The organism is Legionella sp. PATHC039 (genome assembly GCF_026191275.1).
GTDB classification, from domain to species: domain Bacteria; phylum Pseudomonadota; class Gammaproteobacteria; order Legionellales; family Legionellaceae; genus Legionella; species Legionella pneumophila.
Window position 1 is genome coordinate 2,947,501 of sequence record NZ_JAPHOP010000001.1, and the last position, 18,531, is coordinate 2,966,031.

Here is an 18,531-nt window from a genome sequence, read left to right on the forward strand (position 1 = left end):
TTGGCCGTAGAGGGTGAAAGCCCCGTATACGAAGGTTTGATGAGGAACTAGGCACGCGAGCAAGTAGGCCGGGACACGTGAAATCCTGGTTGAAGATGGGTGGACCATCATCCAAGGCTAAATACTACTTACTGACCGATAGTGAACCAGTACCGTGAGGGAAAGGTGAAAAGAACCCCGGAGAGGGGAGTGAAATAGAATCTGAAACCGTTTGCGTACAAGCAGTGGGAGCATGGTTTAGGCTGTGTGACTGCGTACCTTTTGTATAATGGGTCAGCGAGTTACTTTCAGTGGCGAGGTTAACTGAATAAGGGAGCCGTAGAGAAATCGAGTCTGAATAGGGCGATAGTCGCTGGGAGTAGACCCGAAACCGGGCGATCTAGCCATGTGCAGGATGAAGGTTGGGTAACACCAACTGGAGGTCCGAACCGGGTAATGTTGAAAAATTATCGGATGACGTGTGGCTAGGAGTGAAAGGCTAATCAAGCCCGGAGATAGCTGGTTCTCCCCGAAAGCTATTTAGGTAGCGCCTCGTGAATGATTACTGGGGGTAGAGCACTGTTTCGGCTAGGGGGCTGTCATGGCTTACCAAACCGATGCAAACTCCGAATACCGGCTAATTGGATCACGGGAGACACACGGCGGGTGCTAACGTCCGTCGTGGAGAGGGAAACAACCCAGACCGCCAGCTAAGGTCCCCAAGTACTAGTTAAGTGGGAAACGATGTGGGAAGGCATAGACAGCCAGGAGGTTGGCTTAGAAGCAGCCACCCTTTAAAGAAAGCGTAATAGCTCACTGGTCGAGTCGGCCTGCGCGGAAGATGTAACGGGGCTAAAACTAGTCACCGAAGCTGCGGATGTGCGCGAAGGCGCACGTGGTAGGGGAGCGTTCTGTAGGCTGATGAAGGTGCATTGAGAAGTGTGCTGGAGGTATCAGAAGTGCGAATGCTGACATGAGTAACGATAATGTGGGTGAAAAGCCCACACGCCGGAAGTCCCAGGTTTCCTGCACGACGTTAATCGGAGCAGGGTGAGTCGGCCCCTAAGGCGAGGCTGAAGAGCGTAGTCGATGGGAACCAGGTTAATATTCCTGGACTTTTTATAAGTGGTGAAGTGGGGACGAAGAAGGCTAGGTGAGCCAGGCGTTGGTTGTCCTGGTACTTGCATGTAGGGGGGAAGACTTGGCAAATCCGGTTTTCCGATACTCTGAGGTGCGAAGTGGTTCTGACCTTTTGGTACAGAGAAGTCATTGATGCCCGGCTTCCAGGAAAAGCTGCTAGCCATAACTTATAGAGAACCGTACCGCAAACCGACACAGGTGGACAGGTAGAGAATACTAAGGCGCTTGAGAGAACTCGGGTGAAGGAACTAGGCAAAATGGTACCGTAACTTCGGGAGAAGGTACGCCCTTTCTGGTGATGGGATTTACTTTCAGAGCTGGAGAGGGCCGCAGAGACCAGGTGGCTGCGACTGTTTATTAAAAACACAGCACTCTGCAAATTCGTAAGAAGACGTATAGGGTGTGACGCCTGCCCGGTGCCGGAAGGTTAATTGATGGGGTTATCTTCGGAGAAGCTCTTGATCGAAGCCCCGGTAAACGGCGGCCGTAACTATAACGGTCCTAAGGTAGCGAAATTCCTTGTCGGGTAAGTTCCGACCTGCACGAATGGCGTAACGATGGCCACACTGTCTCCACCCGAGACTCAGTGAAATTGAAATCGCTGTGAAGATGCAGTGTACCCGCGGCTAGACGGAAAGACCCCGTGAACCTTTACTATAGTTTTGCACTGGACTTTGATGATGACTGTGTAGGATAGGTGGGAGGCTGTGAAGTGAGGACGCTAGTTCTCATGGAGCCGCCCTTGAAATACCACCCTGTTGTTATTGAGGTTCTAACTTGGTCCAGTAATCCTGGATGAGGACAGTGTATGATGGGTAGTTTGACTGGGGCGGTCTCCTCCCAAAGAGTAACGGAGGAGCACAAAGGTACCCTCGGTACGGTCGGACATCGTACCAAGAGTGTAAAGGCAAAAGGGTGCTTGACTGCGAGAGTGACGGCTCGAGCAGGAACGAAAGTTGGTCTTAGTGATCCGGTGGTTCTGAATGGAAGGGCCATCGCTCAACGGATAAAAGGTACTCCGGGGATAACAGGCTGATACCGCCCAAGAGTTCATATCGACGGCGGTGTTTGGCACCTCGATGTCGGCTCATCACATCCTGGGGCTGAAGCAGGTCCCAAGGGTATGGCTGTTCGCCATTTAAAGTGGTACGCGAGCTGGGTTTAGAACGTCGTGAGACAGTTCGGTCCCTATCTGCCGTGGGCGTAGGAAAATTGAGAGGAGCTGCTCCTAGTACGAGAGGACCGGAGTGGACGAACCTCTGGTGCACCGGTTGTCACGCCAGTGGCATGGCCGGGTAGCTAAGTTCGGACGGGATAACCGCTGAAAGCATCTAAGCGGGAAGCCTCCCTCAAGATGAGTTTTCCCATGAAGCCCGTTGAAGACTACGACGTTGATAGGCAAGGTGTGGAAGCGCAGTAATGCGTGAAGCTAACTTGTACTAATTGGCTGATTGTCTTGACCATATAATCTGAGTGACTTCAGAATGTGATATTGATTTGTATACGTGCAACGTATCGTGTAAACTCTGACTCTTTACCAAACCTGTGGCTTAATAAAGCAATCAAAGCCTCAGGTAAACCAGTTTTCCTGGCGACTATAGCGATTTGGAACCACCTGATACCATCTCGAACTCAGAAGTGAAACATTTCCGCGCCAATGATAGTGTGAGGTCTCCTCATGCGAAAGTAGGTCATCGCCAGGGTTTTATTCCTTATAGCGGCTTACAAGCCGCTTCTTTTATTTTCACATGTTTTTTTCTATTAATTAAATCTGCTATTGACCAAAGTACAATCTGATATCAAAATAATTCCTATTTATTAGCAAGCATGACATTGTTTAGGTGATTCCAGTTCAATCGTATTGATAGAGAATGCTTGTTGGTTCAATTTGATTTATTAAGGATAGGCTGCAGACTTTAATGTTAGTACAAGACATTCATAGGTTTCTTGATGAGTTGAGGGAAGCGAAAAATATTCTTCCCTGTGATAAAAGGTTATCCGCTATTTTACAAGGACATTTCTCCCATAGAGAAAATCATGAAGAGTTAACCTCAAATGATATTCAATTTGTTTTACAATGTTTTAGCGAACGCTGGATTGCTGACTCAGAGTGTGATTATCTGCTTTATCCTTCTCAGGCAAACCAGTTTTGGATCAAGTTGGCTCATGAGATAGAACCATTCACAGATAAAAATTATTTGCAAATTTTGCTGCCCCACATAACCAATCAGTTTGATTTTAATAATTTAACTCCATTGACTGAAACCGTTCGATTGGAAAATTTTTATCTTGGATATGATGGAAAAACTTTATATAGAAAAAGAGGATTATGTGAGCGTTTGCTTGATAATCAATTTGAGTTATCTACTTGCAGAACGCTAAAAACCAAACAATGTGAAGTAATGACAATTGAAGAATTAACAAGGTTATATAGAGGAAAATATTGCAATGGAGAGTTTTCTATTGATAAAGAAAAATTTGATAATTTTTGGGATTTTCTATACAAAAAAGCCTTTCCCCGAATGCAATCAAGAGGTGAAATTCCATTAGAAGTACTTCCTCACTTGCTTATGTTAATTGAGAGTTATTATCATTTAAAAAATTCTGGAGCAGATTTTAAATTATTTACAGCAGAGATTCACAAATTTTTTAAAATATTATATCAGTTTAAATTAGAAAATATTAATTTTCTCTATGGAGTTAAAATTCTATATCATGGGAAAGAATACTATCTATTAGAACTTTTTGTTTTAATCAATATGGCGCAATCTTATGATGTAGATGAACAGGTAAAAGCTATAATGAGTTGGCTGTATCAATTTAATCCCATATTAAAGGCATCAAATAAAGGGTTATTATCTTTTTATACAGAATTGGAGCCAAAATTCCACTCGGAAGGTCACTTAGAGAAGAGAGTAGAAACTGGGACAGATAATTTATTGTATCGTATTAAAACTTTTTTAGTGTCATTATTTGTTACCCCATTCGAAGTTTTTCCTTTTTCAGGTAAAACAATCAGTTTTTGGGATATCAAAAATGTAATCTTTGCAGAAGGGCAACAGATCTATAATCAGTTTGCTCCTTTCATAATGACGAACAAGTCAGACGCTTTAATTGCAGTCTATAAAAAGACAATAGATGAGCATATTATCCCTTGCCAAAAAAATAAACACATTTGTAAATGGCTGACACACTACCAATCAACAGAGGCTTGGTACCAGTTGGTTGAGACGGGTGATTTATCTAAAATGGATGTTTATTGCTTTGATCCGGAGTTAATACTTCATGGTTTAGCGCATTTTAGATTGATTAATAAATCATTGGGCGAAAAAATTGTTAATTTTTTGGATGAATTAATACATACTTATGCTCAAAATAATAGTGAGTTTCAAATTCAACTGAGAGTCAATATTTTATTTTCCAGATTCTTGAAGAGTTTAGATGAGCACCAAAGACGAAAATTAATTTTAACTTTGTCATTGTTTGATCCTGTAGAGGCTAAAAGTAAATTTTTAACGAACTGCATTCATTATGTGACAAACCGACTATGTCAAATTAGTATGTACCAGCTAGACAGTTCCCCTAATTTTTTTGGCACTTACCAATGCATAGATAGTAAGAAATTGTTAATTAATAAAACAGATGTAAAGCAAGTGAGTGCTATTTTGGAAGCCTTTAAAGAAATGCTTCATTCGTTAGAAGAGCGTTGTAAACCTGAGCAATTGGAAAATATGCTCATTTTCCTGCGAAATATAAGCCGCCCTATTTTGACTGTTGCTGAAATAGAAGAGGCGCAACAGTCAGCCCGAGTTATAGATTATATAGGCGCTCCGACCTGACATAATTAGCTGGAATTATCCTAATTCATTGTTGTGGATTTTGATCTCATCGCGTTGATAAGGATCGATTGTCTTGGTCTAGCCTATCAAAGCTTGCTTCAGTGTGCGAATTGAATTATAATGATACAATTTGCCTAATTTATGCTTTTAAAATTATAATATGTCAAAACTAATAGAACTCGCTTTAAGAAATGCGGCACTTGATAGAACAAAACTTTTAAGTCAGGTACAAAAAATTGAATTTTTAAATGGTTATGATCCTAGGTTTGTCGAGGGATTGATATCATTAGAAATGATTGACGATATTGATGAATACGTTGCTTCTTTGATGTATGTTAAAATGACTGATAAATACACTCAGGAGGAAAAAGAGCAATTAACAGATACTATATTAACCATCAATAATGATCGATTGATTTCATGTCAATATCGCTTTCCTCAATTATATCAAAAATTAATGCATGACCAATTTTTATCTACTTTTTTTTCAAGTTCGCATTTACTCCCCAATATTGCTCCAGGCACAAATAATCAATCTTATGTAACAGTAAGTACTAATAATAAAATGAAGATGGAGTCAGCAAAGTTATATGGGCATTATGAATATTATCAATGTGTTGTCGCTTTAATCGCTCAAGTTGATGGTTCTCGGTATTTTTATCATTTGAATCCAAACCGTATCTTTGGTGATTACATGGGTAGTGAGCCTTTGAAATTATCAGGTAGCGAACTTAAAGATGTAAAGAATATAACCTTTATCCTTCACCCGAGAAGTATGGTTGATTATCGCGAATTTCAAAGATTGCAAGAGAGAAATATTGTTTTTAAAACCGTTATGCTACCAGTGGGGGCAAAGTCGGTATCACTTAGTTATGATACAGATAAAGATGTATTGACGGTTAACAATCTTGAGGCAGGACAAACTGTAACATATAACAATCTGCTACAAACATCCCAATATAATAGATATCAATATACACCTGAGCAATATTTCATGACCCAACTATATAGAGGCCAAACATGGGCAGAAGCACTTGGCGAGGCATTGGATAAATATATTGTTACAAGACAAGAAGGTGCAACCTGGTGTGATCTTAAACCATTATTTTTTAATCGTGAGACTACAAAAAATAATATGATTGCTGCTGCGCGAATCAAAAAGGAAGTTGAGGCTGGTGCAACCTCATTTGATTTTACAGGGGTTAGTAGGAATGGCTTGCTGAATCAATTATTAACAACTGCTGTTGACTATCAATTAGAATACCAGCGTGGATTGCAAAACGGGGTGCGTTCGGCTGAAGACCTAACAACAAGTGTTGCGTTACGTTGATAACTGATTATCCATTTCCGGAAGAGCTTTTTGTTTACTCTTTTAAACTATTAAATTGGGCACATAATTTTGTAAAATTTTCATATCGTTGGGTTGAAATTTTTCCTTTATTTAGCGCGTCAATGATCGCGCATTGGGGCGTATCAACATGTGTGCAGTTGCGGAATTTACATTGGGACAAATAAGGTTTGAATTCTTTATATCCTTGAGCAATCATGGCGCAATCAATATCCCACAAGCTGAATTCCCGAACGCCTGGCGAGTCTATCAAGGCACCACCACTAGGTAGATGATAATAGCGAGAGTTTCTTGTAGTATGTTTGCCTAACTCTGAAACCATGGATATCTTATCGATCGCAATATTTTCCTCATGTGGCAATAAGCTTGAAATCAATGATGATTTGCCTACCCCCGATTGGCCAACAAAAACACTGATTTGATTATTTAATGCTTGTTTTAATGGTACTATTGCGTCTGGGGTTTGCTTACTTGCCATGATGACGGGATAGTTCAGCAATTGGTAATCCGCCATGAGTCGCTGCTGAAGTGTTTGACAGGGAAGATCAATTTTATTGAGAACGATCACCACGTGTAATTGAAGTATCTCTGCCATAATCAAATAGCTGTCAAGTAATGGCCAACTAATCTCTGGTTTTGGAGCAATCACTACAACCAGTTGAGTGATATTTGCCGCAACGGGTTTCTTTAACCCCTTCTGACTGGGCCTTGCCAGTAAGCTTCCCCTGGGATAGATGCTCACAACCACCCCTTGTTTCTCGCCTTCTATCTGCCAGATTACTCTATCACCAGCTACCAGTGTGTCAAGATTAGGCCGGATAGAGCAAAGAATTCGTTTCCCCTGATTGTCTTCAATTTCTGCATGCCTGCTAAATCGAGTAATGACTAAACCATCAGCCAGGTTATCGGAGTTATTTTCCATGCTTTCACGGTAGTTTTTCTGGATTTTAGCTATACGGGCAGATTGCTGCTTATTGATTCGTCTTTTACTCATAGTGTCAATCTATACTATAATTGATGCGATTAATAATACAGTATGAAGGTAAATCATATTTAATGAAAGTCTACTTGGTAGGCGGTGCAGTTCGTGATCGATTACTAGGAATTCCTGTCCAGGAACAGGATTGGGTCGTCGTCGGAGCAACGCCGGAAGAATTATTAAAAAGAAAATATAGGCAAGTTGGGCGGGATTTTCCCGTTTTTTTGCATCCTGAAACGAAAGAGGAATATGCATTAGCAAGAACAGAGCGTAAATCAGCTCCAGGATATTATGGATTCATTTGTGAGTTTAGTGAATCAGTGACGTTGGAAGAGGATTTGGCACGACGAGATTTAACGATTAATGCCATGGCTATGGATGAACAGGGAAATTTAATTGATCCATATCAGGGACAGCGAGATCTCGAAGAGAAATTATTACGTCATGTGTCCCCCGCTTTTGCAGAAGATCCTGTTCGTGTTTTACGTGTTGCCCGTTTTGCCAGTCGGTTTCACCATCTTGGATTTAGAATAGCCAATGAGACTCGTTTATTAATGTATTCCATGGTTAAACAAGGTGAATTAACTCATTTGATCCCTGAGCGTGTTTGGCAGGAATGGCAAAAAAGTCTTGAAGAAAAAAATCCTGAACAATTCATTCTTTCTTTACGTTCCTGTGATGCATTAAGAGTGATTTTGCCAGAAATTAACTCATTATTTGGTGTGCCTAATCCGCATCAATACCATCAAGAAATAGATACGGGTATTCATTCATTAATGGCATTAAGGGCATCATCTGAGCTTAGCGAAGAACCATTAGTACGATTTGCTGCTTTGGTTCATGATTTAGGCAAAGCCTCGACACCAATTCAGGCTTGGCCTAAACATCATGGGCATGAGGAGGAGGGTACCAAGCTGATTCGAGCTTTATGTGCTCGCTTGCGCATTCCTAATGATTATCGCGATTTGGCCGTTACAGTGGCGCGAGCTCATTTGAATATTCATAGGGTATGCGAATTGCGTCCTAACACAATCGTCAAGCTTTTGGAGCAGGTAGATGCCTTTAGAAGACCTCAATTATTTCATAGAATATTGATTGCTTGTCAAGCCGATGCCGAGAGTTGTGGCAAAGCAGTGGTCTATCGCCAAACTCAATTATGGAATGAAATATTATCTGAATGTGTTAAAGTGACGCCACAAACTTTTATCGTACAAGGTTATGAAGGTAAAGCGATTAAGGAGGCCATGCACCAAAGTCGTGTGGCTTGTGTAGAGCGAATTATGACTTCTTGGAAATCAAATGAAAAATAATCAAAATTTAATTTGGATTGATTTGGAAATGACTGGCCTTGAGCCAGAACAAGATAGAATTATAGAAATGGCCACGATTGTAACGGATCCACAACTTAATATTCTCGCAGAGGGACCTGTCATAGCGGTGTCTCAGCCTAAAATTCTTCTAGACAGTATGGATGCATGGAATACAAAGCAACATAATCAGTCGGGATTGGTGAAGCGAGTTTTAGAGAGCAATGTCAGTGAATCTCAAGCTGAGCAATTAACGATTGAGTTTTTAAAACAGTATGTGGATAAGGGAAAATCACCCATGTGTGGCAATAGTATCTGCCAGGATAGACGTTTTTTATATAAATACATGCCTGAGTTGGCTGCCTATTTCCACTATCGGAATTTGGATGTTAGTTCGTTGAAAGAGCTGGTATTGCGCTGGCGTCCAGAATTAATGAATGGAATAGTTAAGGAATCGAAACATCTTGCTTTGGATGATATAAAAGATTCAATCAATGAGCTGATTTATTATCGACAACATTTTATTAATTTGCCGGAAGTAAGAAATGACAAATAGAGAACGTTTAGAATTACCTAATGGCGCTAAAAAGTTATTACTTCATTCCTGTTGTGCTCCTTGTTCAGGTGAAGTAATGGAAGCGCTCACTTTTTCTGAGATTGACTTTACTATATTTTTTTATAACCCCAATATTCATCCTATCCAGGAATATGAAATAAGAAAAGAAGAGAATATTAAGTTTGCCCAAAAGCATAGTATTCCCTTTATCGATGCTGATTATGATAAAGAAAACTGGTTTGCTCGAGCCAAAGGATTGGAATGGGAGCCAGAAAGAGGCAAGCGTTGTACTATGTGTTTTGATATGCGATTTGAAAGAACAGCACTCTATGCTTATGAGCATGACTTTCCTGTTATCAGTAGCTCTTTGGGTATTTCACGTTGGAAAGATATGAATCAGATCAATGATTGCGGAGTGCGGGCAGCAAGTCATTATCCTGATTTGATATATTGGACTTATAATTGGCGAAAGAATGGTGGCTCTGAAAGAATGTACGAAATTGCCAAAAGAGAAGCATTTTACAAACAAGAGTATTGTGGTTGTGTTTATTCTTTACGAGATACGAATGCCTGGCGCAAGCAAAATACAAGAGATCGTATTAAAATTGGACTTAATTATTACTCTGCAAGCAAGAACGAAGGAGAATTATGAGTAAGCATTCGCATGATGGAGCACACCATCATGAGCATGGGGAAGTGACTTATGACAGGGCTTTTATAATTGCAATTACTGCGAATGGCCTTTTTGTTGTGATGCAAATTATTTTTGCCTATTTAGCGAATTCTACCAGCTTGCTAGCAGATGCTTTTCATAATCTAGGTGATGTATTAGGGTTGATTTTAGCATGGGTAGCAACCGGATTAATGAAGAGAAAACCTACCCATAAAGCAACTTATGGATTTAAAAAAACCTCTATTTTAGCGGCATTGGCCAATGGAGCGTTACTGGTATTTACTTGCGGGATCATAGCGACAGATGCTATGTATAAGTTATTTTCACCGACTGAAGTTCAAGCTGTCTCTGTGATGATAGTCGCCGCGATTGGTATAGTCGTGAACTTCTCTACAGCGCTGTTGTTTTTACGGGGTTCCGATGATCTCAATATTCGAGGAGCTTATTTACATTTATTTTATGATGCCTTGATCTCGGTAGGTGTTGTTTTATCAGCGGGTGTATTATACCTGACGGGTTGGTTATGGATAGATCCGGTTGTCGGACTATTAATTGCATTAGTGATTTTGAAGGGCACTTGGTCACTATTTGCTGATAGTTTCAGATTAATTATTGATGGTGTTCCCCGTGATATATCCTGGATTAAAGTCAGTGATTTTCTCTTGGCTATACCTGGCGTTAAATCTATTCATGATTTACATATTTGGGCAATCAGTACGAAAGAAAATGCACTTTCTGTTCATTTATTTATGCCAGAGGAGTCATTATCTGATGATTTGCGTAGAGAGCTGGTTGAAAAATTAAAGCATGATTTCAGTATTCAACATGTCACTATCCAAGTTGAAAAGACAGAAGCAGAATGCAATGACGCATGTCATAATCCCAGGATAATCATTTGATTGGGGCTGGATTTACGACCCCTAATTTCTTTGTTTAAAAAAGGGTTTAATTTATTCATTAATTGTATCTAAGCGCCCCCATTAAAAACATTTTCGTCTTGCATTTCGAGTTATCTTTTTCAGTTTTTTAATCAATTAGGATAATTCATCTTTTGTTATCAACTCCAGACCTTTTTTATAACAAGAGCCACTGGATAAGGGATCATTTAGCTTTTCATGGAGTTTACCAAGTTCTATAAATGCTACGGGCGTGGGGTTTAGCTCAATAGACTGTTCAAGATAATGTTTGGCTTTTCCCCATAAATGCCGAGAGAGGCACATTCTCCCTAAACATAGGTACAATGCGGCTGAGTGAGGATTTTTTTTGAGTAATGATTCAGCAAACAACAATTGATTTTCTTCACAAGGGAGCAGGCTATAAAGCTCAATTAACCGATTATCCAACTCTTTGCGAAGGCATCGCCTTAAATGATATTCTGCCTGATCGTAATCCTGATTCCTAATCAGAAAGCGGGCATATTCTGCTGTAATCGCTGTATCGTTAACCATTGTTTTTGGCAGCGTCTGATACAATTTGGTAATGCCATCTGATTGATTGTGTTTTGCTAAATCAATTATGGCTTGCAAATAAGTATTTTTTTGTAATTGTTCAAAAGCTTGATCTGAAATAATGTGGTTCTTTTTTAAATCAGGTAAAAGAGCGATCAACTGCTGCCAATCTTTTATTTCTTCATAAAGATTCATTAATAATTTCAAGACATAAGGATGGTGTGGTGCTAAATCTTGAAGATGCTTTAATGTGGCCAATGCCTGTTCCCATTGGTGATTGGCCAATTGTAATTGCGCCTGGGTTAATTCAACAGCAATTTTCGCTTCGGGCATAGATTGCTGTGCTTCCCTAAGATAATGATCGCGAAGCTTGCTATCCCCCATTTTTTGAGCAGCTCTCGCTGCTGTTAAATAATTAAGTAAAGGAGTGTCGGTGTTTGGCAGAGCTTGTATTAAATGATTTTTTGCTTTTTGCCAATAGCCCTCGCTATATTCTATCAGTCCCTTTCGAGTCGTGGCTTGAGCTTTTTGTGCCAAGCGCCGTGAGTGCCATTTATTGACCATGCCTGGCATTCTTGTAATTTTATTGCAAAGCTGAACCAGGCCATAGATTAAAAAAAACAGAAAAAACAAACCAAAAGCAGAGACCCATAAGGTGGTTTCTATAGTCCAGTTATTAATAGCTATTAAGACATAACCTGGATCCTTATTGAGTTGAATACCAAGGAACACAGAGAGCAGTAAAATAATAAAAGCAAACAGAACTCGTATCATTCTTAGTTTTCTCCTTTCTTGCTGTTTGCTTGATCGACCAGCAATTCTTTATTGTCAATCATTTGATTGATTAGCGGGATGGCTTGTCCTACGACAGGTTTTTCCTGAGTTAATTTTACATTTTGCAGGGTGGATAATTGCTTAATCAAAGCGTCAGTGTTTTGGGAAGATTCATTAAATACTCTTTTAAGATTTGCAATGGCCTGGTTTAAAGCAAACTGGTAGACTGGGGGGTTATTATTTAAAATAGCCCACTGTGCTTCCTGAAGGTTAAGCCGGATATTCTCTTTTATTGCAGATTCATATAGAGGGGAGATAAGTGGTTGAATATTTTCATTATGGCGACGAATAACAACCAATTTCGCCAGAAAATTCACACTGTCTTGCAACCGATTTCGCCATCCAGTTTTGCCAGACTCTTCAGACTTGGTGATATGGTTTAGCACTTCCTGTTGATCTACTACGGATTGAATAGAAAGATTATTGATGGCCGCTTGAGCCGCATCCAATTGGCTTAATATCCCTGTGATATCAACAACAGAAATTGACTTTAATTGGGCAATTTCTTTGGCGATTGTTTGGCGAATGGTAAATATTTTGGGGATATTCATGCCTTTCAGTAGCGCATCAGCTTGCTGTAAAAGGGCGACAGAGGTATTAAAATTATCACTCCAATGAACATTGATTTGTGCTAATTCAAGATAATAACGTGCTTTTAAAAGAAGCCAATCATTATTTTGATACAATTTTTGCTTCATAGCTGTTTGTAATTCTTTATTTAAGTTATTCATTTTGCTTGTTAAATCACGCTGAATTTGCTGAAGATGATCGGCATTGTTATCCAGGAGCTTTTGGACTGTATTTTGCTCTGCTTTTATTCTTCCCAACTCATCAGTTAAATTTTTGTTTTCAACAAGCTGATGATTTTGAAATTGTTTCTCCAATTGAATGGAATAAATAGAGACGATGATAGCAAGGAACGCCAAAAGCGATATCAAGCTGATTATTAAGGATAGGTATTTACTACTGAAGAAAGAGGCTTTCATTTGTTGGTTGATCTCGGGCTCAACTTTAGATGGTTGTTGAGGTTGAATTGTTTTTTTCTGTTCTTCATTGCTATTGGCCATGGATTAATCCTTATAGTCAAATAACGTACCTATCATCCTTTCCGGATGGCTAATAAGAATCTTTTTAATTCCAAATAAAGAAGCTACCTTTGCAAGTCGGTCACTAATGACCAGGCAAGGTTTGTTTTGTAACCACATTTGCCCCTCTATGCTAAACATTTTAAAAAGATTATGTATGGACTGCTCACTTGTTAACAGTATAATGTCCGCCAGGTCATCGCGCCACAGAGAATTAAGAAATTCTTGGTCGATGGTTGGCATGACTCGTTTATAGACTGACAGAAGACATAGCTTCACTCCCTTCAGCATTAAATATTCTTCAATCAGTTGCCTGCCTCCTTCTCCTTTCACAAGCAGAATCGTCTGATTTCTTATTTGTTGCAACGAATTGAGAGTCAGTAAATGCTCGCTATCAGGTAATTCGGGGACATCACTAACTTGGATATTGAATTCATTTAGTACTCTGGAGGTGCCTTTACCTATAGCAGCTACCCGGATGCTATTTGGCCAATTGATGTTTTTGGAAGCCAGTTCCATCATGAAATAACGAACTGCATTTGCACTGACAAAAATGGCCTGATTTACTGAGGTCAAATCGGGCAAATTATTTATCCAATTGTTTTCAGATGCCATTATTTCCATCGTGGGGCAGTCGATGGGTATTCCGCCAGACTCGATAATTTTTTTATTAAGTACTTGTGCTTGCTCCCTGGGTCTGGTATTTAATATGCGAAGACCATTAAGTGATTTGGTCATGATGGTATCGTACTTAATAAGGACATTGCACCTTTAGTCATTAATGACTCGGTACACCTGTCTGCAATGACTTCGGCTTCTGCAATTTTCCCTTGTTGCTCATCATCAATCATTTGAGAACCATCCATATTAAGTACTTTTGCTCTCAAAAGGAGGAGTTTCTCCGCAGTAATGGTACAATAAACAGCAAAGGGTATATGGCAATTGCCTCCTAATTTTGCGTTGACGCGTCGCTCAGTATGGACACAAAGGGCAGAAATTGGATCATTTAATCCATGAATCAGCTCCTGGATTTCCAAATCGTCAGTTCGGCACTCAATACATAAAGCGCCCTGAGCACAAGTAGGCAGCATAATGTCATCAGGTAGGAGTTGGGTGATGTGATGTGCCAAGCCCATTCTTTCCAAGCCTGCGGCAGCAAGAATAATGGCTTGATACTCTCCTGACTCCAGTTTGCTGAGTCTTGTATGGATGTTTCCTCTTAATGTTTTGATTTGCAAATTGGGATTGTAAGCCAATAGTTGAGATTGACGTCTAAGACTTGATGTACCAATAATTGCGTTTTTGGGGAGGGCATCCAGACTCTTAAATTGGGGACTTATTAAAGCGTCAAAAGGGTTATCTCTTTTACAAATGACGGCCAACGAGAGGCCATCCGGAAGTTGTGCTGGCATGTCTTTAGTCGAATGAACAGCTAAGTCCGCTCTTTTATCCAATAATGCTTCTTCTAACTCTTTAACAAATAACCCTTTCCCTCCTGCAGATAATAATTTATCTTTAAGAAACCGATCACCAGAGGTTATCATGGGTAATAATTCAATGCTTAGATTTGGCCATTGCTTTACAAGCATTTCCCGTACATGATTAGCCTGCCATAGTGCAAGCGGGCTCTGCCTCGTTGCGATTCGTATAATTTTTGCGCTCATGGAATAGACGGTATATGTTCTTTGGGTAAAGATCATAACATTGATTCTAATTTAAAAAGAACCCCATTGAGATAATAGGCACACAAATCTTGTCAGGCAATTGATTTATAAATGAGTATTCTTACCGGTTTGAGAATTGGCTTATAGTGCCAACCCCCAATTTCTTTGCTAAAAAATTTTTTAATCCTGTCATTTATAGTCATTTAAAAATCAAATAACTATAGCGTATCTAAGCTCCTTATTAAAAATTTTTTTTGCCTCGACCTTGGATCTTTGTGTAAGTCCTATAGAGCATATCTCATGCACAATCCCTATATTTTATGATAGGCTTTTCCAGTAGATAAAGCGCTGAAAATCAGGGGCGTTTTTTAGCTTGATTTAAGGATAAGGAATGTCACAACTAAAAAAAATAGTGAAACATTTAGATGAATCAATGCAGCGTAGTTTGTCTAATTCTGCTCATCAATTGGTTGCAGTAGGCGCGATAGCTTTTGTGGGATTTCCTTTATTTTATGTTATTTGGGCTTTCTGGTTGCCTCAGCCTTATGAAAACCTGCCACTCCGTCTTATTGGAAGCTTTTTAGGTTTGGGATTGATGCTTACTCCTTATTGGCCATTAAAATGGAAGCAATATTTATCTTGGTATTGGTTTTTAACTCTTTTGTTTACTTTGCCATATTTTTTTACTTTTTTATTTTTAACGAATCAAGCAAGCGTTATTTCTGCGATGTCTTTGTTGTGTGGTGTATTTTTACTTGTATTGCTCGTTGATTTATTGAGTTTATCCATTGTGCTGATACTGGGGTTTAGTTTAGCTCTTGTAAGTTATTATCTTGTTTCTCCGCAAATGTATTTTGGAGAAGAGCATATACAAATGACATTGGTGATCATATTTACCATTATTGCAGGTTCTACTTTAAATTATAAAACAGCCATGTTGCAACAACAAAAATTGGCTGGCATGGCTGCTGCTGCAGGCATGATTGCACATGAGTTACGTTCACCATTGTTAGGAATAAAGAGCGGCGCTCAAGCTTTAGTCCAATATTTGCCAAGATTGATTGATGGTTATCAATTGGCTAAAAAACAAGAGTTAATATCTTCACCTTTACGTGACAGATTGTTATTACAGCTTGGGGGAGTCAGCAATCGAATTGTTAGTGAAATTGATTATGCTAATACGATCATTGATATGTTATTAGTCAAGGCAAGTCGCGATAATATTTTGCAAAATTGCATATTAGAGACTTGTTCTATAGCAGAATGTTTGTCTGAGGCTATTACCAGATACCCATTTCAGTCACCAAGAGAAAGAACATTAATCACATGGACTGGTGATTTTCAATTTAAAGGCTCCAAGTTGTTAATGCAGCATATTTTATTTAATTTAATAAAAAATGCACTTTATGTTATCGCAATGGCACAGCGTGGGGAGATTAATATTTGGACTGAATCTGGCGATAAGTATCATTATTTGTATTTTAAAGACACAGCAAAAGGGATGAGCAAACAACAATTAAATCGATTATTTAATCATTTCTATACTACTACCTTTATGGGAACAGGCATTGGTTTATCATTTTGTAAATTAGTTATGAATGCGTTTGGTGGTGATATTGTTTGTGAATCTAAAGAGGGCGAATACGCTTTGTTTATACTGAGTTTTCCAGGCTCGGTTTAAAATTGGTTTTCTGTTGAACATACCATCATTCGTCTTAAAAGACGTCAGTATGGTATTGAGTTAGAGAGCCCCAGTGATTCTCTTCCGCTAGAGTTTGGCCGTTTTTACTGAGATAGCGATAAAAATATATGTCCAACCAGTGACGATCAATTCAATCGCAATAAAAAGCCCAATGATCCACAGCCCGCTAACAGGCCATTGCATTAGAATTAATACCCCAAGAATAATGGCGGTGATTCCGGCCAATAACAACCATCCCCATCCTTTGGAATCTTTTAAGGCAAAAGCCATAATCATTCTTGTTAAACCAATTACAATAAGCACCGCTGCCAGAAAAGCTGTGATTAGAGTGGATGCTAAAAACGGGTCATACAAAACAATGCATCCCGCCGCAATATACAAGACTGCAATAAGCGCCTGCCATATCATTCCTTTCCATTCTTTGTATTTAAACACGTCTATGATGTGACTTATTCCCCCAATAATTAATAAGGCACCAAAAAAGAACATACTTACCAAGGTTAGACCAACTACCATTCCAAGACCAACACAGCCAAGGATAAGAAAAAATATTCCAAATCCTAAAATCCATCCCCAGTTTCGTTTTAACTCATCCACTGGAGGTTGGTAAAATTCTTGTGAATTAGCCATATCAATATCCTTTTTTGATTTCTTAGCTAAGATAAGGTACTTATTTAATAATATAGACTTATCTTCAATAACTTGTCTAATTTTGAGCTTTGATTTTAAGAACTCTTATTTTGAATACTCACTCCAAAAAGCCCGGTGAATATAAAACGTAAATAATTTGGTTATAATAAACAATCATGTTACTTTATTCACAAGTTAGCCAGGTTCTGATGATGGAGCCACAGGTTATTTGAAGTTCATAGAAAGGATATAACTTTGGAACGTTTTGCTCAGGAGGAGCCATGCAACATTTCTCAATACCTACCTGTTACTTTCCAAGCACTGCGGTTTTTGTCGACGACAGTCGGGATTTCTTGCTCAATTTCGTATTGCAGCTGGATGAAGGTTTGGCGTACCGTGTATTTGATTCCCCTTTTGAAGCTTTGGATTGCATTAAACAAAAACGCTGTGAACTGGAATTATTAAGTGAACGTTGTCTCAGCGAATACACAGAAGCAAAAAATTGCCCATTAACTAATCATACCATTAATCTTGATTTGGCTGCTATTCATGCCGAGGTTTATAACTCTCGACGATTTTCTGAAATTTCAGTAGTCGTTGTTGATTATGCAATGCCAGGCATGGATGGATTAGAGTTTTGCAGGCGAATCGAAGATACTAATATTAAAAAAATATTATTAACTGGGCAAGCAGATGAGAAGCTGGCAATCGCTGCTTTTAATGAAGGATTAATTCATAGATACATCAAAAAGAGTGATCCGGATGTCGCCAGTCTCATTATTCAAAGTATCCATGATTTGCAGTTGCAATATTTTCAAAGCATGTCTGATATGATTGTACGTATGCTTTCGGTGACATCCCCAAATTGTTTACATGACAAAAAATATGCTGAGTTATTCTGGCGTTTATGCAGGGAAAAGGGAATCGTTGAATTTTATCTGGCCGATAACTCAGGTAGCTTTTTGATGCTGGATGATGATGCCAACATCAGTTTTTTAATCGTGAAAAACGAAGCGGATATGAAGTTACACTATGATTTGGCTTTGGATAATGGAGCTAGTGGAGATGTATTGGACCAATTGCATAACGGAGAAAAAATTCCTTGTTTTTGGCAATCTAATTTAGTGTCACCTCAATGGAATGAGTGGTCGAATTGTTTGGTTCCTGCCAACCGATTTGTTTCTGATGAAACCTATTTTTATGCTTATGTGCAAGGGGCTGTTTTGTTTGATGTACGCCTGGATAAAATTCTTTCTTATCACCAATACCTGGAAGAGCTGGATGCAGAAGAAATGTTTCTGAATTAATAGGAATTCTACGTAAGGAGCACATAATTCTTATTTGAAA

The 18,531-nt window shown here is 39.2% G+C and carries 14 protein-coding genes and 2 rRNA genes (1 of these 16 only partly in view); 10 read left to right on the top strand and 6 right to left on the bottom strand.

The window, feature by feature from the left end:
* The 4 genes from OQI99_RS13405 to OQI99_RS13420 all read left to right on the top strand — a co-directional run.
* Positions 1–2,583: ribosomal RNA gene (locus OQI99_RS13405) — 23S ribosomal RNA — on the top strand; it begins 310 nt to the left of the window's first position.
* A gap of 123 nt (positions 2,584–2,706) precedes the next feature.
* Positions 2,707–2,822 (top strand): 5S ribosomal RNA (gene rrf, locus OQI99_RS13410).
* Positions 2,823–3,038: 216 nt separating this feature from the next.
* A complete protein-coding gene (locus OQI99_RS13415; RefSeq protein WP_265732140.1) occupies positions 3,039–4,958 on the top strand; it encodes a lpg2745 family Dot/Icm T4SS effector in 1,920 nt (639 codons plus the stop codon).
* Positions 4,959–5,118: 160 nt separating this feature from the next.
* The gene (locus OQI99_RS13420) at positions 5,119–6,288 is read left to right on the top strand and encodes a lpg2744 family Dot/Icm T4SS effector (protein WP_265732141.1); all 1,170 of its coding nucleotides are present in this window, start codon (positions 5,119–5,121) and stop codon (positions 6,286–6,288) included.
* Between the two features lie 34 nt (positions 6,289–6,322).
* Here the strand turns inward: OQI99_RS13420 and rsgA are convergent, their stop codons facing one another.
* On the bottom strand, positions 6,323–7,300 hold the full coding sequence (rsgA, locus tag OQI99_RS13425; protein ID WP_061514642.1) for a small ribosomal subunit biogenesis GTPase RsgA: 978 nt from the start codon (positions 7,298–7,300) through the stop codon (positions 6,323–6,325).
* Positions 7,301–7,362: 62 nt separating this feature from the next.
* On the opposite strand from rsgA, the gene OQI99_RS13430 reads away from it, so the two are divergent.
* Genes OQI99_RS13430 through OQI99_RS13445 form a run of 4 tightly spaced genes read left to right on the top strand, consistent with a single transcriptional unit; the run spans position 7,363 to position 10,720 of the window.
* Positions 7,363–8,595, top strand: coding sequence for a multifunctional CCA addition/repair protein (locus OQI99_RS13430; RefSeq protein WP_265732142.1), 1,233 nt, complete (start codon positions 7,363–7,365; stop codon positions 8,593–8,595).
* A complete protein-coding gene (orn, locus tag OQI99_RS13435; RefSeq protein WP_061514640.1) occupies positions 8,585–9,148 on the top strand; it encodes an oligoribonuclease in 564 nt (187 codons plus the stop codon). The genes OQI99_RS13430 and orn overlap by 11 nt, the downstream gene beginning before the upstream one ends.
* Entirely contained in the window at positions 9,138–9,800 is a 663-nt protein-coding gene (locus OQI99_RS13440; RefSeq protein WP_061514639.1) for an epoxyqueuosine reductase QueH, read from the top strand. Before orn ends, OQI99_RS13440 begins: the two co-directional genes overlap by 11 nt.
* Positions 9,797–10,720 carry a cation diffusion facilitator family transporter gene (locus tag OQI99_RS13445; protein WP_014844819.1) on the top strand — a complete coding sequence of 308 codons (924 nt, stop codon included), beginning with the start codon at positions 9,797–9,799 and terminating at the stop codon, positions 10,718–10,720. The genes OQI99_RS13440 and OQI99_RS13445 overlap by 4 nt, the downstream gene beginning before the upstream one ends.
* 135 nt (positions 10,721–10,855) lie before the next feature.
* Here OQI99_RS13445 and OQI99_RS13450 read toward each other — a convergent pair whose 3' ends face one another.
* Genes OQI99_RS13450 through hemC form a run of 4 tightly spaced genes read right to left on the bottom strand, consistent with a single transcriptional unit; the run spans position 10,856 to position 14,852 of the window.
* Positions 10,856–12,043, bottom strand: a complete 1,188-nt coding sequence (locus OQI99_RS13450; RefSeq protein ID WP_265732143.1) for a heme biosynthesis HemY N-terminal domain-containing protein — start codon at positions 12,041–12,043, stop codon at positions 10,856–10,858.
* A gap of 2 nt (positions 12,044–12,045) precedes the next feature.
* On the bottom strand, positions 12,046–13,170 hold the full coding sequence (locus OQI99_RS13455) for a uroporphyrinogen-III C-methyltransferase (RefSeq protein ID WP_265732144.1): 1,125 nt from the start codon (positions 13,168–13,170) through the stop codon (positions 12,046–12,048).
* A 3-nt stretch (positions 13,171–13,173) separates the two neighbouring features.
* Complete coding sequence (locus tag OQI99_RS13460; protein WP_265732145.1) at positions 13,174–13,926, bottom strand: uroporphyrinogen-III synthase; 753 nt, start codon at positions 13,924–13,926, stop codon at positions 13,174–13,176.
* Positions 13,923–14,852, bottom strand: a complete 930-nt coding sequence (gene hemC / locus OQI99_RS13465; protein WP_265732372.1) for a hydroxymethylbilane synthase — start codon at positions 14,850–14,852, stop codon at positions 13,923–13,925. The genes OQI99_RS13460 and hemC overlap by 4 nt, the downstream gene beginning before the upstream one ends.
* A gap of 391 nt (positions 14,853–15,243) precedes the next feature.
* Between hemC and OQI99_RS13470 the strand changes: the two genes are divergently transcribed.
* On the top strand, positions 15,244–16,533 hold the full coding sequence (locus tag OQI99_RS13470) for a sensor histidine kinase (RefSeq protein WP_061514633.1): 1,290 nt from the start codon (positions 15,244–15,246) through the stop codon (positions 16,531–16,533).
* Positions 16,534–16,620: 87 nt separating this feature from the next.
* Here OQI99_RS13470 and OQI99_RS13475 read toward each other — a convergent pair whose 3' ends face one another.
* Positions 16,621–17,184, bottom strand: coding sequence for an HdeD family acid-resistance protein (locus OQI99_RS13475; RefSeq protein WP_061514632.1), 564 nt, complete (start codon positions 17,182–17,184; stop codon positions 16,621–16,623).
* 281 nt (positions 17,185–17,465) lie between these two features.
* Between OQI99_RS13475 and OQI99_RS13480 the strand changes: the two genes are divergently transcribed.
* Positions 17,466–18,491: a response regulator gene (locus OQI99_RS13480; RefSeq protein WP_265732146.1), complete on the top strand. Its 1,026-nt coding sequence runs from the start codon at positions 17,466–17,468 to the stop codon at positions 18,489–18,491.
* Positions 18,492–18,531 lie beyond the last annotated feature (40 nt).

Excerpts from the sequence above, each read along its gene's own strand:
- OQI99_RS13415 (WP_265732140.1), top strand. The coding sequence starts at position 3,039 with ATGTTAGTACAAGACATTCATAGGTTTCTTGATGAGTTGAGGGAAGCG.
- OQI99_RS13420 (WP_265732141.1), top strand. The coding sequence starts at position 5,119 with ATGTCAAAACTAATAGAACTCGCTTTAAGAAATGCGGCACTTGATAGA.
- rsgA (WP_061514642.1), bottom strand. The coding sequence starts at position 7,300 with ATGAGTAAAAGACGAATCAATAAGCAGCAATCTGCCCGTATAGCTAAA.
- OQI99_RS13430 (WP_265732142.1), top strand. The coding sequence starts at position 7,363 with ATGAAAGTCTACTTGGTAGGCGGTGCAGTTCGTGATCGATTACTAGGA.
- orn (WP_061514640.1), top strand. The coding sequence starts at position 8,585 with ATGAAAAATAATCAAAATTTAATTTGGATTGATTTGGAAATGACTGGC.
- OQI99_RS13440 (WP_061514639.1), top strand. The coding sequence starts at position 9,138 with ATGACAAATAGAGAACGTTTAGAATTACCTAATGGCGCTAAAAAGTTA.
- OQI99_RS13445 (WP_014844819.1), top strand. The coding sequence starts at position 9,797 with ATGAGTAAGCATTCGCATGATGGAGCACACCATCATGAGCATGGGGAA.
- OQI99_RS13450 (WP_265732143.1), bottom strand. The coding sequence starts at position 12,043 with ATGATACGAGTTCTGTTTGCTTTTATTATTTTACTGCTCTCTGTGTTC.
- OQI99_RS13455 (WP_265732144.1), bottom strand. The coding sequence starts at position 13,170 with ATGGCCAATAGCAATGAAGAACAGAAAAAAACAATTCAACCTCAACAA.
- OQI99_RS13460 (WP_265732145.1), bottom strand. The coding sequence starts at position 13,926 with ATGACCAAATCACTTAATGGTCTTCGCATATTAAATACCAGACCCAGG.
- hemC (WP_265732372.1), bottom strand. The coding sequence starts at position 14,852 with ATGAGCGCAAAAATTATACGAATCGCAACGAGGCAGAGCCCGCTTGCA.
- OQI99_RS13470 (WP_061514633.1), top strand. The coding sequence starts at position 15,244 with ATGTCACAACTAAAAAAAATAGTGAAACATTTAGATGAATCAATGCAG.
- OQI99_RS13475 (WP_061514632.1), bottom strand. The coding sequence starts at position 17,184 with ATGGCTAATTCACAAGAATTTTACCAACCTCCAGTGGATGAGTTAAAA.
- OQI99_RS13480 (WP_265732146.1), top strand. The coding sequence starts at position 17,466 with ATGCAACATTTCTCAATACCTACCTGTTACTTTCCAAGCACTGCGGTT.